This is a genomic window from Aestuariivita sp. (assembly GCF_049276915.1).
Lineage (GTDB): Bacteria > Pseudomonadota > Alphaproteobacteria > Rhodobacterales > Rhodobacteraceae > Aestuariivita.
On the sequence record NZ_JBASXK010000050.1, the window covers coordinates 16,154 to 32,933 of the forward strand.

Genomic DNA, 16,780 nt, shown 5'->3' on the forward strand with positions numbered 1-16,780 from the left:
AAAAATGGCCTCGTTACTCGAGGTCCTTGAAATATGCGGCCAGCGCCGCGATCTCTTCATCATTCAGACGTCCGGCCATCATCTGCATCACGGGATGGGGCCGGAGTTTGTTCTTGTAGGCATGCATGGCGATCACGAAATCATCCACAGGCCACAAGGTAATCGACGGGATGCCCTCACCGCTGCCGTCCCTTTGGTGACAGGTCAGGCATTCACTGGCGAGGTACTCGCCATATTCCGGGTCGCCCTGGATGGCGAGGATCGCGGGATCAAGGTCATGGTCCGTTGCAAGGGCGGTGGGTTCGGCCTCGGGCACGTCCGAGGGATTGTCCGAATATGTGCGCAGATAGGCCATGAGATTGGCCCGGTCATTGGCGTCTTTCACGCCGCGAAAGCTCATCCGGGTTTTCGAGACAAGTGCGCGCGGGTTCTCGATATAGGCGTCGAGGGTCTCAAGGGTCCAGACCAGACCATCCGTGCCCGCACGCTGCATGGATGCGGAATAGCGATACCCCTCATGGGCTGCCGCGTTGCGCCCGAAAATGCCATTCAGATGGGGACCAACGCGGTCACGCGCACCCTCCCCCACTTCATGGCAGCTTGAGCACTGGGAAAAAATCGCGGCACCTGCTTGCGCATCGCCGATCTCTTCGGAAAAAACCACTCCAGCCGCGAATATCGCGGCCAGAGCAGCCGGGAGAAACACACGGGGCTTCATCACTCGGCAAAGCTTGCCAGATAGGCGGTGATCGCGACAAGATCATCGTCTGACTTGATGCCGGGAAAGCTCATTTTGGTGCCCTTCATGAAGCTTCTGGGGTTGGCCAGAAACGCCTGAAGGTTCGCCTCGTCCCAGACCAGCCCGTCATCGGCCATCGCCATGAGGGGCTTGGAGTACTTGAACCCGTCGACCTGACCTGCGGCCTTGCCGACGATACCCGTCAGGAGCGGACCCGAGCGGTTCTTGGCACCTTCACCGATCTGGTGGCAGGACTTGCACTTCTTGAACACAGTCTCACCCGCCTTGATCAAGGCCGGGTCGATGGCGGCGACCTCTGCGGCCGGAGCGGCTTCGCTTTGCGCCGCTGCAACCTCAACCACTTCGGTTTCGGCGGGCTCTGCCGCGCTTTCCTCTTGCGGCGTGACGTCCAGAACCAGGGCGCGCATGGTGACTTTCACCTCACCCTTGCAGTTCTCCATGCAGGGCTCGCTGCCCCAGAAGGCGGCTTCCGCTTCCAGCCGGTCATCGATGATGAAACCGTCCGCATTGGGCATTTCGAAATCGGCAAAGTTCTCGTTGGACAACACGAATTCCTCGTCCACAAGATCGTTGGAATAAAGGATATAGGCCACGATCCCATAGACCTCGTCCGGGGTCAGCGACTGCGCATTGCCAAAGGGCATCGAGCGGTTCACGTAATCCCATGTGGTCGACAGATAGGGCCAATAGCTGCCCACCGTCTTGAGGGGATCTTCATGCGCCAATGTCCCGGCCCCGCCGGCAAGCTTGGGCCAGTTGTCGACCCCCTCGGCAAAGTCGCCGTGACAGGACGCGCATTGCGCGGCAAAGACCTCCTCGCCGGTCAGCACATCGCCTGATCCGGGCGGCAGACCTGTACCATCGGGGCTGACATCCAGATCCCAGGCTGCGATTTCTTCGGGCAGAGCGACGCGGCCAAGACCGTAGCCTTCGGCAAAGACGGGCGTGCCCAACAGAACAAAGGCCGTTGTTACCTTAAGAAACTTCAACATTCTCTGCCTCCCCGTTCGGGCGCACCCACCATGTCTGGATGCAGTTGTTGTGATAGATCGAGTTCAGGCCGCGCACCTCGCGCAGCTGCGTCTTGGTGGGCTGGACATAGCCGGTCTCGTCCATGGCGCGCGATTGCAGGAACATCTCCTGCCCGTCCCATGTGGTGTCGAGATAGAACCGCGTGAGGGCCATTTTCTCACCGGGTTTGGCCAGACGGGCGGTTTCCCATGTCTTGCCACCGTCCTTGGACACATCCACGCGCGTGATCGCACCCCGGCCGGACCATGCCAGACCGGTGATGACCAACGGACCGCTGCCATGGGTGATCGGTGCCTGCGGGCTGGGCGAGGTAACGACGGATTTGGCATCCATCTCCCATGTCCATTTGCGCGCAATGCCGTCTGCCAGAACATCGGTGTATTTCGAGGTTTCCTCGCGGCTTTCGACGGGGCCGTCCATGACTTCGATGCGACGCAGCCACTTGATCCACATGTTGCCTTCCCAGCCGGGCACGACAAGGCGAACAGGATAGCCATGTTCCTTGCGCAACGCCTCGCCATTGGCTTTGAAGGCCACAAGCACATCATCCAGCGCCTTTTCCATCGGGATCGAGCGCCCGTTGGATGAGGCATCCGCGCCTTCGACATAGACCCATTTGTCCGCCAGATCCCCGGCGGCATCCAGACCCGCTTCCTCAAGGATCGTACGCAGGGGCACACCGGTGTATTCCATGTTGTGAATCATGCCGTGGGTGAACTGCGCGCCGTTCAGCTGGGCACCGGCCCATTCCATCCCGGTATTGGCCGCACATTCGCAGAAATAGACATGGTTTTCGCGCGGGAACCGTTCCAGGTCCGCATAGGAAAAGATCAGGGGGCGGTCGACCATCCCGTTGATCATCAGGCGGTAATCCTGCTTGCTCAGTTCGATCGCGCCGGAATGGTGACGCTCGAACGCGCAGCCCTGCGGCGTGATCGTCCCGTCCAGCGCATGGATCGGAGTGAAGTTGATCGAGCTGATGGTATCTGCCGTCAGCCATTCCACGTTGCGGCGCACCACGTCACCTTCGAACTTTATTGGCAGGCCATAAGGCGTTGCATCAACGCCATCGCCCAGACCGCTGGCCCAGGGCTGGACTTCGGTAATCAGAGGATCAGGCGTGGCGGCCTTTGCGGTTCCGGCCATCGTGGCAGCGGCACCAGCCGCAAGGCCCGAGGCCAAAAACGCCCTGCGCGACGTCTTGTCAGTCATGTTTTTCTCCATTCCACATCATCTGTTCGAACACGCCTCGGTCAGGGCCGGATGTAGGCGTAATCATCTTCCTGCAACTGGATCAGGCGCACGACGCCCGAGGGCACCACCACCGCCTCATCCATCAACACGACATCCTTGCCCGCCTTCTCGCTCATCTTGCGAAGGGTGTTGCCGCAGGCCGCAAAGGTCAGGGACTCGTTTTCCAGCGACATGGCCGAGATGCGATCCTGAACCGGGCTTTTGCCGGGGATAAGCATGTTGAGACCGGGACCATAGGCCACGACTTCGATCACGACGCTGTCGCCCTGGCTTTGGTAATAGCTGGTCACGTTGGCCACATTGTTCAGAGCCATGTTCATGACCTGCGGGTCGTTTTCGTTCACATGCACAGCGACACGGTGCGTCAGGCCTTCGGCCCAGGCACCCGTGGCAAGGATAACGCTCAGAAGGGTGGTTCCGATCAGGGTCTTCATGACAGTCACTCCAGTTGGTTCGGGTTATGCGCCGATAACTTCGACACTGTTGTTGGGTGACACGGTTACGGTGCCTTGCTTGCGGATATGGCTTTCAACCACGTCCCAGATCTGCGGCCCTTCCGTGCCTTCGTTCACGCTCGCCCATCCTGCGACCTGATAGGTCTTGGAGGCGTCGATCGCTTCTCCGGTCTTCAACAGGGTCAGATCAGTGATCCGGCTGCCTTGCGGTTTCGTGATGTCGATCCGGTACCCAATGCCACCCGTGCGCACCATGTCGCCGCCCTGCTGGTAATAGGGGTCCGGGTTGAACAGGTTGTCGGCCACATCCTCAAGAACGATATGCAGGAATTCTCCTGTCATTTCCGTGCGGTAGGCTGCGCCATAGGTCATCGAGGTCACGTTCCAGATATCCTCGCGGGTGATGTCCTGACCCGGCAGCAGGGACGGCCCCCAACGCACACCGGGGCTGAGCGCGATATCCGCCTCGCGTTCGGACAACAAAGCATCGCAGATCAGATCATCCCAGGTGCCGTTGAAATTGCCGCGCCTGTACAGGAGCGATCCGGTCTGTCCGATGACTTCGGACAATTGATCCTCAAACGGCGCGCGCACGGAATCGATCACCGCGGCCACCTCGGCATCCGGCGTGATCACATCCGACAGGATCGGGATCAGCTTGTGACGAAAGCCCATCATGCGTCCATCGCGCACATCCAGATCAACCCGCGAGACGAACTTTCCGTTCGAACCAGAAGCCACGATGATCGTGTCTCCCACAAGGACGGGTTCAGGCAGCGCATCATGGGTGTGCCCGGAAAGGATCACGTCAATCCCGCTCACAAGGCTTGCCATCTTCTTGTCCACGTCAAAGCCGTTATGGCTGAGGCACACCACAAGTTCAGCGCCCTGAGCGCGAACCTCATCGACCATTTTCTGCATGTTTTCGTCCCGGATGCCGAAAGCGTATTCCGGGAACATCCAGCCAGGATTGGCGATGGGCATATAGGGAAAGGCCTGCCCGATCACGGCCACCTTCACGCCACCGCGTTCAAAGAACTGATAGGGCGGAAACAGCTCGGACGGTTCGTCCCATTCGGCGTCAAAGATATTCTGGCCAAGCGCGGCAAAGGGCAGCCCTTCGACAATCTCGTTGACGCGCTCGGAACCCAGCGTGAATTCCCAGTGGAACGTCATTGCATCCGGGCGCAGCGCGTTCATCACGTCGACCATGTCCTGACCCTGGGTCTGATAGCAGGTATAGCTGCCATGCCAGGTGTCGCCGCCATCCAGCAGCAAGGCATCAGGGCGCTCGGAGCGGATCTGGTTGATCACGGTCGCCACGCGGTCCAGACCGCCGACCCGTCCATAGGTCTTGGCCAGCGCTTCGAAATCACCCGATGACAGCGCGTAATGGGCATAAGACCCATCTTGGACACCATACATCCTGCGGAAATCTGCCCCGGTTATATGGGGCACCGCACCTCTGTTGCTTCCAACGCCGATATTGACCGAAGGCTCGCGGAAATAAATCGGTTTGAGCTGGGCATGGATGTCAGTGATGTGGATCAGCGAGACATTCCCAAATGTGTCGAACTGCAGCAACTGATCCTGGGTCAGGGCCTGTTGCGCTGCAAGTCGACCCCATTGGCCAAATCCCGAAGCCCCCAGAAGGGCAGTGGTCGCCATGCTGGTTTGAAGAAAGTCTCGACGGGAAATCATATGCATTTTCCTGAATACGTTGTGAAAAGAAAACCCCGCACGGTTGTCGTGCGGGGCATCAGGAGTCAGTTGCGGACGGCGGGGCCTTCGACGCTCAGGCCGTTGCCGCGAGACGCGACATAAAGCTCAAGAGCGACGAACTCGGGGCTGCCGGGGCTGAATGTCTCGGCCCGTGTGTCGCGCACACATCCTTTGAACCGGTCATGAGCCGAGTTCAGCCTGGTGTTCTTGAGCCGGTAGACCGGAAAGCCATTGATCTGGCCCTGGCTGAGGTGGTCGGCACGGATCATGTTGCCATAGTTGTCCTCGTGACAGTTGGAACAGGCCAGCTCCAATTGACCGAAACGGGTGTAATAGAGTTCCTTACCCGTTTCCCAGGTGGATTGCGCCGGGCCGTCGATGGCGACGTTAACCGGCAATCCGCGCGAGACCGACGCAAGCAAGGCTGTCATGTTGACCATATCGGCGGCTGTGTATTTCCACTTTTCCGCACCCATCCGGTTTTCACGGCAGTCGTTGATCTGCATTTCCAAGGTACGCACTTCGCCCGCGGCTTCGTTGTACTTGGGATAGACCGGACGCACGCCCGCCATGTCTTCGGACGCACCATGGCAGCTTGCGCAGGACTTGCCTTCCGAGCCGTCAACGGTATTCCACATGTCTTCGGCCTGTTCGACAAAGATCATTCCGGGATTGTCAAAGTCATCCATCTGCATGGCCCGGGTTTCGGTCTCCCGAAAATGCCAGCCCGAGATCACTTCATCCATTACATCGGACAGATGCGCCGGCGCGGCCGTCCGTGTGACCATCGTGATGTCTTCGTTCAAAATCAGCGTGTCATCCACCGGATCTGCAAGCAGAGGTGTGGCGGCAAATACGCTTGCCAGCAATGCGCCTGTCAGCTTTTTCATAGATGTCCCTCCCAAGACGATTATATCACCCGATCGCGATGGAATTTTTGGTGTCGTACACCGACCCATCATCGTCGTACCAAGTGAAAGTGAACTCGCCCGCCTCGGGCACAATTGCCTCGAATTCGAAATACGGGTTGGTCGAGATCGCCGGCTCCATCTTCACGTCGATCACATTCTCGCCGTTGAAGTCGCAGGTGAACCGATTGATGATCGAACGCGGAATAGCGTTTCCATCGCTGTCCTTGCGTTGCCCGGATTCCATCTTGTGGCTGATCAGGGTCTTGATCGTGACCGTGCCACCAGCTGCAACTGTTTTCGGGACTTTGACGCGGGGTTTTACACCAGATGCCATATCTTTTTCTCCTTCTTAGCCGCCGCAGCCGCCGATTGTGACTTTGATCGTGGATTTGGCCTGAACAAACGAGCCGTCCTCGAGTTTTGCGATCGCGACCACATCCTGGGTGCCCGCAAGGCGGATCCGGGTCGACGCGGCGCGCGATCCGGCCAGTTTGCCGAATTTGAAAGTCGCAACACCGGGGGTCGGGTTGCCCAGGGCCAGCACCAGAATCTCGGCAGCAGAGCCCGAAGACACTTCGATCGGCACCGTGTTGCCGTTCTCTGCAATTTCGGGTGCTACCAGCGTGATGTCGCCTTCGCCCACATCGGCCCCACCGGTAAAGGCAGCAATTGCATCCTCACCGGCCGCGGATGCGGGAAAGGGCAAACCAGCGATCAAAGCAGCGCTGGCACCGATCATGAGTGCGTGTCGTCTTGTCAGTTCCATATATAAACCTCCTTGGATCCCCGAGGGATCATCAGTCTTTCAGCGTGACCAGATAGGCCACAACATCTTCAACTTGCTGTGCGGAAAGAAGCGGGGCGAACGTGTCGTCAGCCGCCTTGCCCGTATACGCATTACCGGGACGGGTGAATCCTTCCGTCTTGTAGAAAGACGGCATGATGCTACCTTCGAACATCACCTTGGCGTTGACCACGATTCCGCGCAGATCCGCTTCGGTCCAACGGTCACCGGCCCCGTCAAGCATCGGGCCAACATTTCCCTGGAAAGGAACATTCGCCATATCCGTCACCTCATGGCAGGCGACGCAATTGCCGGCAGATCTGCTCCCAAGAATGTCACGACCGCGCGTCGCGTCTCCCGGTGCGCCTGTCAGCGATGTTTCAATGCTGCCATCGACAAAGACAACGGCCGTTGGTGCGATCTCTTCAGCGGCCAGGCTGTAGGTCGATGCAGCCAGGGCCAGTACTGCGATATAGATGCGTTCCATGCGTCCTCCCAAACACATTAATATTTGAGCATACTTTAGTACACAAAACCGTGAGCGATCAACAACAAATTCGAATGTATGAATTTGATTGTCTCAATCCGTCGATCCGTTCGACCGTTCCTGGATCCGGCGCGCGTGATAGCGTTGGAAATCCTCATCTGAATCAAGCTCATAGCGCTTTTCCAAAACCCAGGTGAACATATCCAGCGTAGTGCCTGCGCCAAATGCGCCCGGCATCAAGGCGACGGCTGCGGACTGCGCCGTTGCCCCCTCCTCGACCTCTTCGGGCAGAAACAGAATCGACGGGGTGAACAGAAGGCCCCATTTGCGCGCAGCCTGTTTCTCGGTCAGGACCTCGCCATCGAAATCGGTGATCTCGGTATCCCCATGCAGGTTCACCTGCACCACGAAAAAGTTCTCGCGGATATAGCTGGCGATATCTTCGCGCGGGAACACCTCCTGATGCATCTTGGTGCAATAGATGCAACCGCGCTGCTCGACCATGATCACAAGCCGTTTGCCTTCGGCATTGGCGTCGGCCAGATCTTCGTTCAGGTCCTTGAACGTGTCGCGCATCCAGTCCGTCTTGTGCAGCCCGTCATCACCGACTTCAACGGCAAAGGCCGGCGCGGCGATCAAACACAGCAGGGCAATCAGGCGTCTCATCAGGCGGTCTCCTTATATGTTTTGAAAGGCAGGGAAGGTTTCCAGCATCCACTGCGCGATATAGTTGACGCTGTCAGTGGCAATCAGGGCAGCAAACAGGATCATCAACACGCCCATGGCCTTTTCAACCTTGGGCAGATGGCGGCGGAAGCGGGATGCAAATTTCAGGAACGGCCCGATGAACAGGGACGCCACGACAAACGGTGCCGTCATCGCCACTCCGAACACCAGCAGCAACAACAAGCCACGCAGGGCGGTGGCCTCGGTGCTGGCGGTGAACACCACCGCCGTCAGCACCCCGCCGACACAGGGCGTCCAGCCGGCTGCAAAGGCAAAGCCGACCACATAGGCACCCAGAACGGACATGTTCTGTGTATCGCCCGCCTCCATCTGGAACGCCCGGTTCAGAAAGCCGATCCGGATGACCCCCAGAAAATGCAGCCCCATCACAAGCACGATCAAAGCCGCAACAAGGCGGAACTCGGTCTGCGCGGCGCGGAAACTCTGGCTGAGGCCGAAGGCCGCCGCACCCAGCAGGACAAAGACGGTGATGATTCCCAGCGAAAACATCAAGGACGCCAGGAACGCCCGCTTGCGCACACCCGGCGCAAGGGTGCCTTCGGCACTGATCTCGGACATCGACGCGCCGGCCATATAGCTGAGGTAAAACGGCACAATCGGCAGAACGCAGGGCGAGAAAAAGACGATCAGCCCGCCCAGAAAGGCACCCAAGAGAGAGACGTCGAACACTGCACCGTACTCCCGAGCTTGCTCAAACTTCATATTCACGTTATTCTATATATCTGAGATCAGTCAAACGGAACATCAATGCAGCGCCTTTTTCTTGTCCTCATGCTCGGACTGTTCCCCTGGCCCTCACTGGCGGCCGAGCTGGTCATCGTTGAACAAGACGGGTGCCACTGGTGCGCCAAGTGGAACGAGGAAATCGGGCCGATTTATCCCAAGACCGACGAAGGCCAGCGCGTACCATTGCGGCGTGTCAATCTGCGTGCCTTGCCGGATGATATCAGCTTTTCCTCTCGCCCGGTTTTCACCCCTACCTTCGTGCTGATCAAGGACGGACAGGAACTGGGGCGGATCGAAGGCTATGGCGGAGACGAGTTCTTCTGGTTTTTGCTGAATAAACTCCTAAATGCACACTCAATTGAAACAGGGGCCAAATTTTAGGCACAGGCACTTGAACAGAAACGGCGGCGCAATGCGGAAATTGCAAAGAAGACGCCAAATGTATAAGGGAGTATGAATTTTGCTGGACGCCGGGACCGATATGTCACTGCCCGTTATCAAAAAGAACATGTCTGACACCGAAATTGAGGCGATGATGGAGAGCGCGTGCAACGCATCCAACTTCCTCAAGGCGATCAGTCATGAGGGGCGATTGATGATCCTGTGCCACCTTGCCACGGGCGAAAAATCAGTCACCAAACTTGAGGAATTGCTGTCAGCCCGGCAGGCTGCGGTATCGCAACAGCTGTCGCGTCTGCGCATCGAAGGGCTGGTTGCGCCGCGACGCGAAGGCAAGGCGATCTATTACAGTTTGACAGATCAGCGCGCCATCAAGATACTTGATGTCGTCTACGATCTGTTCTGCAAAGAGGGCTAGCTCACCCGCTTTCATACGTAGACACAAGGGAGGCTACGTATGTTGGACGGCATTTCGGATGCTGGGCTTTTGGCCCTGATCGGTCTGTTTGGCGGTGTTCTGTTGGGGCTGGCCGCGCGGCTTGGCCGGTTTTGCACCTTGGGAGCCATCGAGGATTATCTGTACCAGGGCAGCGATCTGCGGCTGCGCATGTGGGCGCTGGCCATCGGGGTCGCCGGTCTTGGTACCTTTACCCTGGTCGCCTTGGGCGCGCTTGATCCGGCCCAATCCATCTATCACCTTGCCCCCTGGTCGCCCGCCTTCGCAATTGTCGGCGGGCTGATATTCGGCTATGGAATGGCGATTGCGGGCAATTGCGGATTTGGCGCGCTGGCCCGCTTTGGCGGAGGGGACCTGCGCTCGTTCGTGATCATTCTGGTGATGGGCATCAGCGCCTATGCCATGCTGTCCGGCCCGCTTGCTGAACTGCGGATATCCGCTTTGTCGATGACCGAGATCCAGACCCAGTCTCACAGCTATCCACAGCTTGTGAACCGCGCGACCGGACTTGCGATCAGCCTGACAGGTCTTGTGATCTTTGCCGCGATCACGGGGTTTGCCCTCTGGTCCCGCGCGTTTCTGAGCAAGCCCCGACTGATTTTCTGGGGTGCACTGGTCGGGCTTGCCATCGTCAGCGGCTGGGCAGGCACTCAGTGGGTCGCTAATGCAGGCTTCAGCGCATCTCCGGTCAACAGCCACACGTTCACCGCGCCACTGGGCGAGACAGTTTTGTTCATCATGACCTCCAGCGGCGGCGGTCTGTCATTCGGAGTCGGCTCGGTGGCAGGTGTGCTGGTCGGGGCCTTCATCGGCAGCCTGCTCAAGGGACATTTCCGCTGGGAAGCCTGCGAAGACCCGCGCGAGCTCAAACGTCAGGTTCTGGGCGCGGTCCTGATGGGCTTCGGCGCCGTTCTGGCCATGGGCTGCACCATTGGCCAGGGGATCTCGGCCTTTGCGCTTTTGACGCTGAATGCGCCAATCGTGTTCGCCTCGATCTTCCTGGGCGCAGCGCTGGGTTTGCACCAGCTGATCACCGGCATCGGGTTCGGCTGGCTCAGGTCGTAAGCACCTCAGATCCGCGAAAGATGGCGCAGCGCCGGCAGGCTGGGAATGAACGTATACGCCCCGCCCCGCACATGGACCAATCGTGGCAGTCCGGTCAGGCGAATGGTCTTGCCGGTTTTCAGGAACAGATCGAAAAAGCTGAGTTCCTTGTCATTGGCACCAAGCAGCGGGTCATTGCTGCCCGTGATATGGGGATCCTGAAGACCAAGGTTCACCCAATCGCACATGACCGCTTCGAATTGCGCCGCAAGATTTCCGCACAGGAAATTCCCCAAAAGCCCGCGTTTTTCATCATCCGGCTTTGCCGGGTCATACTTGGGCCCATAGGGCATGCCACGCCTCACCAGGCGGCGGGTGTTATTGGCAATCCGCTGCACGATCGCACCGCCACGGGGATTGGCGCGCCGGGTATGCGCCCCGAACGGACATCTTGCCTCGGGACCATAGTCAAAGTTGCTCCAGTCGTTGCGTTCGATCTTTGCGTCGGGGCTGTCCGGTGACAGTTCAAGAGGAACCCCATTGCGCCAGCGCCCGCACATCTGCGCCGCAACGATCTCGCGCAGGGCCTCGCGCCGTGTTGGCTTGCCGGACCATGTCTTTTCGGCCCCCTTGGGCAAAAGCTCTTCGGCCTCCGGCAAGGTCATGAGGACATCCGCACTGCTGTCCAGAAAGGCCTCGAAGGCCTGCACATCCTGTTCCAGCACGCGAAAGGCGTTGAAACAGCCCAGCCGCCCCAGGTCCAGCGGCACACGCCATTTCAGCCCTTCATAAACCGTCGGAAACCCCAAAAGCACAGTGCCCAGAGGCGCATAGGGCTGTTTGTCGGGAAAGCGCGTCGGGTCTGATACACCCTCGAACCGGGGTTGAGAGATATTGTCCGTATAGCCGAAATGAACCTCAGCCGCGTCAAAATTTGCGCCGTCGCGCACGCCCAGCAAGGCAAAGACCCCGCCGCCGCGAAAGCGCAGCAGTTGTTCTTGCGCCTCATCCAGCAGCTTGGACTTGTCGGCATAAAGCGTGGCGATCACATGCAGCCTGTCCGGACTGTCGAAGGGGGCTTCCCAGTTTTCCGGCGCGCTGTCGCCCGTATCTCCGATCTTGGGACCGCGCGTGTGCATGCCCTCGCGAAACTCATCGGGAAACCACCCCATCTGAGCCGAAGTGACGCCCAGCTTCTTCAGTCCCGGCGCGGTCAGGCTGACGTTGAAGCACAGCTCGGGCGGCGTGGCACCCCAATCGGATCGGGTCAGGCCGATCAGCTCGCCGGGATCGTCCGCCGCAATCTGTCCAAGCCACAGACGCGCCAGTTTGACCTCGGCAATCTCAAGCAAAAGGTAACGGACACGGTTTTTCTTGTATCCACGCAGGATGTTGCCCTGCAGATCCGCGCGTTCAAATCCAAGCTCCATCACCAGCCCACCTTCAGTTCTTTGCGCACCTGAGCCGCCGAAAAGCCCGGATACCGGCGATATCCGCCACCTAGGGAAATGTTTGGATTCGCGTTCAGCTGCAAAACCAGTTCCCGCGACAAGCTGCGCAAATCGTCATCGGGGGATTGATCCACACCCAGATTGGCCCGTTCCCAATCGACCATCAGATCGGTGGGATTGTCCGGTGCCTGATACAGATCGCGGGCATGGACCCAAGCGATAAAGCCTTCGACATTTCTTTCGCAGGGGATCACGGATTCCCCTCCTTCGATATGATGCACGATCACGTCGAACAGGTCGCCAATCGTGGCAATGAAATCCCGGATGTAATTCGAGAAATCTCCGTCATAGACCGAGATCATGCACAGGTTGTCATCCACGATGATGAACCGGGCAAAATGCACCGTTCCCACATTGTCCAGCCCGGCATAAATCTCGTCCAGGTTCTGCGCCAGCGCCATGACCAGCTTGGCGCGTCCGATGGGTGACTTGTCCTTCAACGGCATGATCAGGTTCATCATGTTCTGAAGATTGTCGCTGGGCTGGATCGCCGGGCGCACACCCCCGGGCAAAGGCCGGGTCGGTTCGCGCCAGGCCCAATAGGGCACTAGGATGTTTTTCCCGATCCACTGAAACAGCAGCGTCTCGGGCAGCCCGTCGACCAGGCGCGCGAACCATGTCCTGCTCTCACTCATCGGCTGATCCTCCCGAGAACGGACAAATGGCCCCGCCCCTCAGTTCGCGCGAGCGTTCATAGACCCGTTTGCGCAGCTGCAGGATCGGATCCAGGGGTGACATTTCCAGACCCGGAAGAAGGCGGCCGGGATTGAAACTGATCTTGGTGGCCAGAAACTCCTTCTGGTCGGGATCGTCCGGTACGTCCGTCAGATAAAGCGTGCCCATCGAGATCTTCTTGCGCCGCCGGGGCCAGGGTTTGGAGGGATCATGCAAGGGATCGCCATCTTCGCCGATGATCATGTTCAGGATAAAGCGTGCCGGCCAGTGTTTCACCCGGGCACCCAATTCCTCGTTCAGATAGGCGGCGCGGGTTTCGTTCGGGCCTGCCTTGCGCACGCCTGCCACGGGCTGCCAGTCAAAGCGCACATGGCGCCTGTGCTCGTCCGGCGCGATGGCGATGAATGTGTTGACCGCATGATAGGCCGCACGCGCATAGCTGACCGGCGCTCCGATCACCGAGGTATCCGCCACCGCCTGGCGCGCAAAGGCATGACGGTTGGCATAGTTCAGCGCACCGAGCGCCGTGTCATATTTCTGCCCGGGCCGGGGATCGGGCAGCGGCAATTCCAGCTTCAGCATGTCACACAGCTTTTGCCAGGCGCTCTCGCCGCGTGCGGCTTCGGGCTTTGACTCTTTGGTGAAGGCCATGAATTCGTCCGGAGTGGCGGCAAAGAACTCGCCCAGGGTCATGGCGATCAGATCGCAGGCGCGATCCTCCCCCAGGTGAAACCGGGTGGCCATGCCGCGCACATCGTTCAGGCTGTCATTGCGCCGGAAATCGCCTGATCCGTTGGAAAAGCGCACCGTCGCCCTGATGTCCGAGCCGTTGAAAATCTCGGCGCTGCAATAGGCTGCCGCCGCGTCGGACGCACGAAAATGGCCCAGAACACCCACGCCGTTTACATGAACCGGACGGGTTCTTTTCTTGTGATCAGGAAAATCCGCGATGATGGCATTGATTACATCCATCGGGTTGAGGTCATCACCCATCCACTCTCTCCTGTTCTTCACTGATATCAGAGCGCGAAAAACCCGCCGAGGATTCCCGACCTCACGTTACAAGCCTTCAGCGTAAGCGCGGGCCTGCTTTTGGTCAAACTTTTGTCCGCGCGCAAACAGCGGGGCAAATGCCACCTCTCCCAGTTTGGCCCGCGCAGTCTCCAGGAATGACTGTCCGGCCTTGCCCAGACTGATCGGAGACATCGACAACGCGCCCGCCAGAACCGCCACGTCTTCATGGCGCTCAAGCGCGGCAAGCGACGCGATCAGGCGATTGATCGTCAGCCAGACATAGATGGTCGCCCCTTGCTGGGGCAGATCCCTCATCAGCCCGGTTTGCAGGCTGATCTGATGCTCGGGCTCTGAATTGCGCGAAATCGTGTCGATCAGCGCACGCCGCGCGCGCTGCGCGCCCAACATGTTGCCGCCGATCTCGGCCCATTGAATCGCGCGTTCAAGTTCCGGCACGATATCCTGCGGCGCGCTGCACATGGCCAGACCCGCCCGCCCGAAATGAACATAGCCCACCAGCGAGGGTTGCCGGACCTGCGCTTCCAGCCTGTTGAGATGATCGACCAATGTGCGGGTCAGCGCCTCTTTCTTCTGCGTCCCGTTCAGATAGGCCGCTGTGCTGGTGTCGATGATATCCAGAGCGATATCGCCCTGCTCGCGCGCCAGTTCCACGGCGCGCTGGTGGTGGGTCATGAAATCCGCAGGGCGTCCAGACCACAGGGCAACATGGCCCGCCACATGCGACAGCCAGCCCCGGCTGGTGCCGACGCCGGACTGCTCGAGCCGAAACCCGCGCTCCAGCAAGGCCAGCGCGGCTTTGTCGTCTCCCTGTTCGTGCAGCGAATGGCTGGCGGCGGCGGCCAAAAGCAAAGGTGCCTGCTCAAGGTCGTCAGAGCCCGGCCTTGCCATGATCCGCTCGGCCCATGACGCGGTTTCCGTTCCGCGATGATAATAATTGTAATGACCCAACGGGGCCGCGATGCGCGCAGCAAGGCTCAGATCGCTCTCAAGCGCGCGCTCGAACGCCACCCTGAGATTGTCCAGTTCCTCCTGCAAGCCAGAGACCGCATCGCGCTCGGCGGCGGTTTCAAAGGCTGCGGCCAGCGCCGCGCTGCGCCGGGCATAGACCTCGCCATGGCGGCGCTGAAACGCCCCCAGAAGACCTCTTTCTTCCAGCTTTTCGCGCCCGAAGGCGCGCACTGTCAAAAGCATCCGGAAGCGGCGGTCTTCCTCGATCTGGGCGGTCAGCAGCGAGGCATCTATCAGCTCATCGATCCCGTCAAGGATGTCGACCTCGTCTTCGATATCCAGCCCGCAAACCTCCAGAGCCTCCTCTTCGCTGAACTGTCCCGAAAACACCGACAGACGTTCAAGAACCTTCTGGCTGATCTCATCAAGCAGGTCATAGGACCACTCGAATGTCAGGCGCAGCGTCGTGCGCTGACCCCTGTCGGAATTGCGCAGCGTGGGCGAGCGCATCCGTTCCGGGCGCGCCGCATCCATGGCAATCCGGCTCAACGGATAGCGGCGCAATTGCCCTGCGGCGATCTCGATCGCCAGCGGGATGTTTTCAAGCTGATTGCAGATGTTCAGGATGGTGCCAAGATCCCCGGCATCCGGCTCGAAATCGGGCCGGATCAGGCGGGCGCGCTCAACAAACAGGCGCACGGATGTCGATGTCTCGTCATCATGGGACAACACCGGCACCTGGAACTGAACCTCGCCGTCAATCGACAGGGCCCGCTGGCTTGTGCAGACGATATCAAGCTGGCTGCAGGCGTTGCGCAGGGTCGTGACCAGGTCCGCAACCTCGTCCAGCAGATGCTCGCAGTTGTCCACCACGATCAGGGCGCGGGCCTGGGCCAGATGCTTGAGGACACCGGCACGCTTTTCACCCAAAGCCGCCGTATCCAGCGAGAAGGTCGCCGCAAGCATGGTCCACAGATCCGCCCCCTGCTCGAGGGCCGACAATTGCAGCAACCACGCCCCACCCGAGTAACCGCTCCCCAACCGGCGCGCCAGTTCCGTGGCAAGCCGTGTCTTGCCGATGCCCCCGGGGCCAAGCAGCGTCACCACGCGCGCCGAACTCATCAGCTCGATCAGCGCCGAAATCTCCTGATTGCGCCCCACGAATGCATTCACCTCGGCGGGCAGGTTGCCGCCAAGGGTCTCGCGCTTGCCACCCAAATCGCCGAAATGCTCGGGCAGCCCCTCTGCCGTGACCTGAAACACGTTCAGAGGCTCGATCCCCTTGAAATGGAACTGGCCCAGATCAACGACACCCAGCCCCGCCTCATGCAGATCAGGCGCACACAGATCCAAGGTGGTTTGCGACATCAGGATCTGGTCGGGATTGGCTGCCTGTTCCAACCGGCTGACACCCGACAGGGCAGGTCCGAAATAGTCTCCGCCCCGGGGCCGGGCCAGACCGGTATGAATACCCCATCTGATGCGCGGTCGCCCGGTTGCGCCCCAGTCCCCGTCCTGCATGCGCCGATGGCTTTCAACGGCCGCCTTAACGGCCGCCACGGGGCTGGCAAAGATGGCAAAGACACCGTCGCCGGTGTTCTTGAACGGTGTCCCGCCCGCGCCCCGAATGACCTCGTCCAGCAGGGCATCATGACGATCCATCGTGCGCGTCATCTCGGCAGGATACCGGTGAAACAGCTCGGAGCTGCCGACGATATCGGTGACCAGAAATGTATGGATCTGCAAATCCCGAACAGAACCGTCGCCCTGATGGCCGATATCTTCAGACCGGACCTGATCGTTGGTCGTCAGGGACATGAGTATCTCTTTGCA

Annotated in this window: 18 protein-coding genes; 3 read left to right on the forward strand and 15 right to left on the reverse strand. The window is 59.5% G+C overall.

From position 1 onward, the window contains the following. Positions 1–13 precede the first annotated feature (13 nt). The 11 genes from WAO69_RS05145 to WAO69_RS05195 form a co-directional block, all read right to left on the reverse strand. On the reverse strand, positions 14–718 hold the full coding sequence (locus tag WAO69_RS05145; protein WP_422176981.1) for a c-type cytochrome: 705 nt from the start codon (positions 716–718) through the stop codon (positions 14–16). Continuing rightward, the gene (locus WAO69_RS05150; RefSeq protein WP_422176982.1) at positions 718–1,752 is read right to left on the reverse strand and encodes a c-type cytochrome; all 1,035 of its coding nucleotides are present in this window, start codon (positions 1,750–1,752) and stop codon (positions 718–720) included. Before WAO69_RS05150 ends, WAO69_RS05145 begins: the two co-directional genes overlap by 1 nt. Further along, entirely contained in the window at positions 1,736–3,004 is a 1,269-nt protein-coding gene (soxC, locus tag WAO69_RS05155) for a sulfite dehydrogenase (RefSeq protein ID WP_422176983.1), read from the reverse strand. Before soxC ends, WAO69_RS05150 begins: the two co-directional genes overlap by 17 nt. A gap of 41 nt (positions 3,005–3,045) precedes the next feature. Continuing rightward, complete coding sequence (locus WAO69_RS05160; RefSeq protein ID WP_422176984.1) at positions 3,046–3,480, reverse strand: hypothetical protein; 435 nt, start codon at positions 3,478–3,480, stop codon at positions 3,046–3,048. Positions 3,481–3,504: 24 nt separating this feature from the next. After that, positions 3,505–5,202, reverse strand: coding sequence for a thiosulfohydrolase SoxB (gene soxB, locus WAO69_RS05165; RefSeq protein ID WP_422176985.1), 1,698 nt, complete (start codon positions 5,200–5,202; stop codon positions 3,505–3,507). A 65-nt stretch (positions 5,203–5,267) separates the two neighbouring features. After that, positions 5,268–6,113: a sulfur oxidation c-type cytochrome SoxA gene (soxA, locus tag WAO69_RS05170; protein ID WP_422176986.1), complete on the reverse strand. Its 846-nt coding sequence runs from the start codon at positions 6,111–6,113 to the stop codon at positions 5,268–5,270. Between the two features lie 25 nt (positions 6,114–6,138). Beyond that, complete coding sequence (soxZ, locus tag WAO69_RS05175) at positions 6,139–6,468, reverse strand: thiosulfate oxidation carrier complex protein SoxZ (protein WP_422176987.1); 330 nt, start codon at positions 6,466–6,468, stop codon at positions 6,139–6,141. Positions 6,469–6,483: 15 nt separating this feature from the next. Continuing rightward, positions 6,484–6,900 carry a thiosulfate oxidation carrier protein SoxY gene (gene soxY, locus WAO69_RS05180; RefSeq protein ID WP_422176988.1) on the reverse strand — a complete coding sequence of 139 codons (417 nt, stop codon included), beginning with the start codon at positions 6,898–6,900 and terminating at the stop codon, positions 6,484–6,486. Positions 6,901–6,931: 31 nt separating this feature from the next. After that, the gene (gene soxX / locus WAO69_RS05185) at positions 6,932–7,405 is read right to left on the reverse strand and encodes a sulfur oxidation c-type cytochrome SoxX (protein WP_422176989.1); all 474 of its coding nucleotides are present in this window, start codon (positions 7,403–7,405) and stop codon (positions 6,932–6,934) included. A gap of 93 nt (positions 7,406–7,498) precedes the next feature. Next, a complete protein-coding gene (locus WAO69_RS05190; RefSeq protein WP_422176990.1) occupies positions 7,499–8,071 on the reverse strand; it encodes a thioredoxin family protein in 573 nt (190 codons plus the stop codon). 12 nt (positions 8,072–8,083) lie between these two features. Further along, positions 8,084–8,821 carry a cytochrome c biogenesis CcdA family protein gene (locus WAO69_RS05195; protein ID WP_422176991.1) on the reverse strand — a complete coding sequence of 246 codons (738 nt, stop codon included), beginning with the start codon at positions 8,819–8,821 and terminating at the stop codon, positions 8,084–8,086. A gap of 102 nt (positions 8,822–8,923) precedes the next feature. Between WAO69_RS05195 and WAO69_RS05200 the strand changes: the two genes are divergently transcribed. The 3 genes from WAO69_RS05200 to WAO69_RS05210 all read left to right on the forward strand — a co-directional run bounded on the left by WAO69_RS05200 (position 8,924) and on the right by WAO69_RS05210 (position 10,799). Further along, positions 8,924–9,259, forward strand: a complete 336-nt coding sequence (locus tag WAO69_RS05200) for a hypothetical protein (protein ID WP_422176992.1) — start codon at positions 8,924–8,926, stop codon at positions 9,257–9,259. Between the two features lie 127 nt (positions 9,260–9,386). Continuing rightward, positions 9,387–9,695 (forward strand): ArsR/SmtB family transcription factor, encoded by a 309-nt coding sequence (locus tag WAO69_RS05205; protein ID WP_422176993.1) that lies wholly within the window; start codon positions 9,387–9,389, stop codon positions 9,693–9,695. Between the two features lie 39 nt (positions 9,696–9,734). After that, entirely contained in the window at positions 9,735–10,799 is a 1,065-nt protein-coding gene (locus WAO69_RS05210; protein ID WP_422176994.1) for a YeeE/YedE family protein, read from the forward strand. 5 nt (positions 10,800–10,804) lie between these two features. Here the strand turns inward: WAO69_RS05210 and WAO69_RS05215 are convergent, their stop codons facing one another. From WAO69_RS05215 to WAO69_RS05230, 4 genes are all read right to left on the reverse strand, one after another. Then, on the reverse strand, positions 10,805–12,208 hold the full coding sequence (locus tag WAO69_RS05215; protein ID WP_422176995.1) for a Dyp-type peroxidase: 1,404 nt from the start codon (positions 12,206–12,208) through the stop codon (positions 10,805–10,807). After that, on the reverse strand, positions 12,208–12,924 hold the full coding sequence (locus WAO69_RS05220) for a hypothetical protein (protein ID WP_422176996.1): 717 nt from the start codon (positions 12,922–12,924) through the stop codon (positions 12,208–12,210). The genes WAO69_RS05215 and WAO69_RS05220 overlap by 1 nt, the downstream gene beginning before the upstream one ends. Beyond that, positions 12,917–13,957 (reverse strand): catalase, encoded by a 1,041-nt coding sequence (locus WAO69_RS05225; protein ID WP_422176997.1) that lies wholly within the window; start codon positions 13,955–13,957, stop codon positions 12,917–12,919. The genes WAO69_RS05220 and WAO69_RS05225 overlap by 8 nt, the downstream gene beginning before the upstream one ends. Positions 13,958–14,023: 66 nt before the next feature. Continuing rightward, a complete protein-coding gene (locus tag WAO69_RS05230) occupies positions 14,024–16,765 on the reverse strand; it encodes an AAA family ATPase (RefSeq protein WP_422176998.1) in 2,742 nt (913 codons plus the stop codon). Between the last annotated feature and the right edge of the window lie 15 nt (positions 16,766–16,780).

Excerpts from the sequence above, each read along its gene's own strand:
- soxB (WP_422176985.1), bottom strand. The coding sequence starts at position 5,202 with ATGATTTCCCGTCGAGACTTTCTTCAAACCAGCATGGCGACCACTGCC.
- WAO69_RS05145 (WP_422176981.1), bottom strand. The coding sequence starts at position 718 with ATGAAGCCCCGTGTGTTTCTCCCGGCTGCTCTGGCCGCGATATTCGCG.
- WAO69_RS05150 (WP_422176982.1), bottom strand. The coding sequence starts at position 1,752 with ATGTTGAAGTTTCTTAAGGTAACAACGGCCTTTGTTCTGTTGGGCACG.
- soxX (WP_422176989.1), bottom strand. The coding sequence starts at position 7,405 with ATGGAACGCATCTATATCGCAGTACTGGCCCTGGCTGCATCGACCTAC.
- WAO69_RS05210 (WP_422176994.1), top strand. The coding sequence starts at position 9,735 with ATGTTGGACGGCATTTCGGATGCTGGGCTTTTGGCCCTGATCGGTCTG.
- soxY (WP_422176988.1), bottom strand. The coding sequence starts at position 6,900 with ATGGAACTGACAAGACGACACGCACTCATGATCGGTGCCAGCGCTGCT.
- WAO69_RS05220 (WP_422176996.1), bottom strand. The coding sequence starts at position 12,924 with ATGAGTGAGAGCAGGACATGGTTCGCGCGCCTGGTCGACGGGCTGCCC.
- WAO69_RS05200 (WP_422176992.1), top strand. The coding sequence starts at position 8,924 with ATGCTCGGACTGTTCCCCTGGCCCTCACTGGCGGCCGAGCTGGTCATC.
- WAO69_RS05230 (WP_422176998.1), bottom strand. The coding sequence starts at position 16,765 with ATGTCCCTGACGACCAACGATCAGGTCCGGTCTGAAGATATCGGCCAT.
- WAO69_RS05190 (WP_422176990.1), bottom strand. The coding sequence starts at position 8,071 with ATGAGACGCCTGATTGCCCTGCTGTGTTTGATCGCCGCGCCGGCCTTT.
- soxA (WP_422176986.1), bottom strand. The coding sequence starts at position 6,113 with ATGAAAAAGCTGACAGGCGCATTGCTGGCAAGCGTATTTGCCGCCACA.
- WAO69_RS05215 (WP_422176995.1), bottom strand. The coding sequence starts at position 12,208 with ATGGAGCTTGGATTTGAACGCGCGGATCTGCAGGGCAACATCCTGCGT.
- WAO69_RS05205 (WP_422176993.1), top strand. The coding sequence starts at position 9,387 with ATGTCTGACACCGAAATTGAGGCGATGATGGAGAGCGCGTGCAACGCA.
- soxZ (WP_422176987.1), bottom strand. The coding sequence starts at position 6,468 with ATGGCATCTGGTGTAAAACCCCGCGTCAAAGTCCCGAAAACAGTTGCA.
- soxC (WP_422176983.1), bottom strand. The coding sequence starts at position 3,004 with ATGACTGACAAGACGTCGCGCAGGGCGTTTTTGGCCTCGGGCCTTGCG.
- WAO69_RS05225 (WP_422176997.1), bottom strand. The coding sequence starts at position 13,957 with ATGGGTGATGACCTCAACCCGATGGATGTAATCAATGCCATCATCGCG.
- WAO69_RS05160 (WP_422176984.1), bottom strand. The coding sequence starts at position 3,480 with ATGAAGACCCTGATCGGAACCACCCTTCTGAGCGTTATCCTTGCCACG.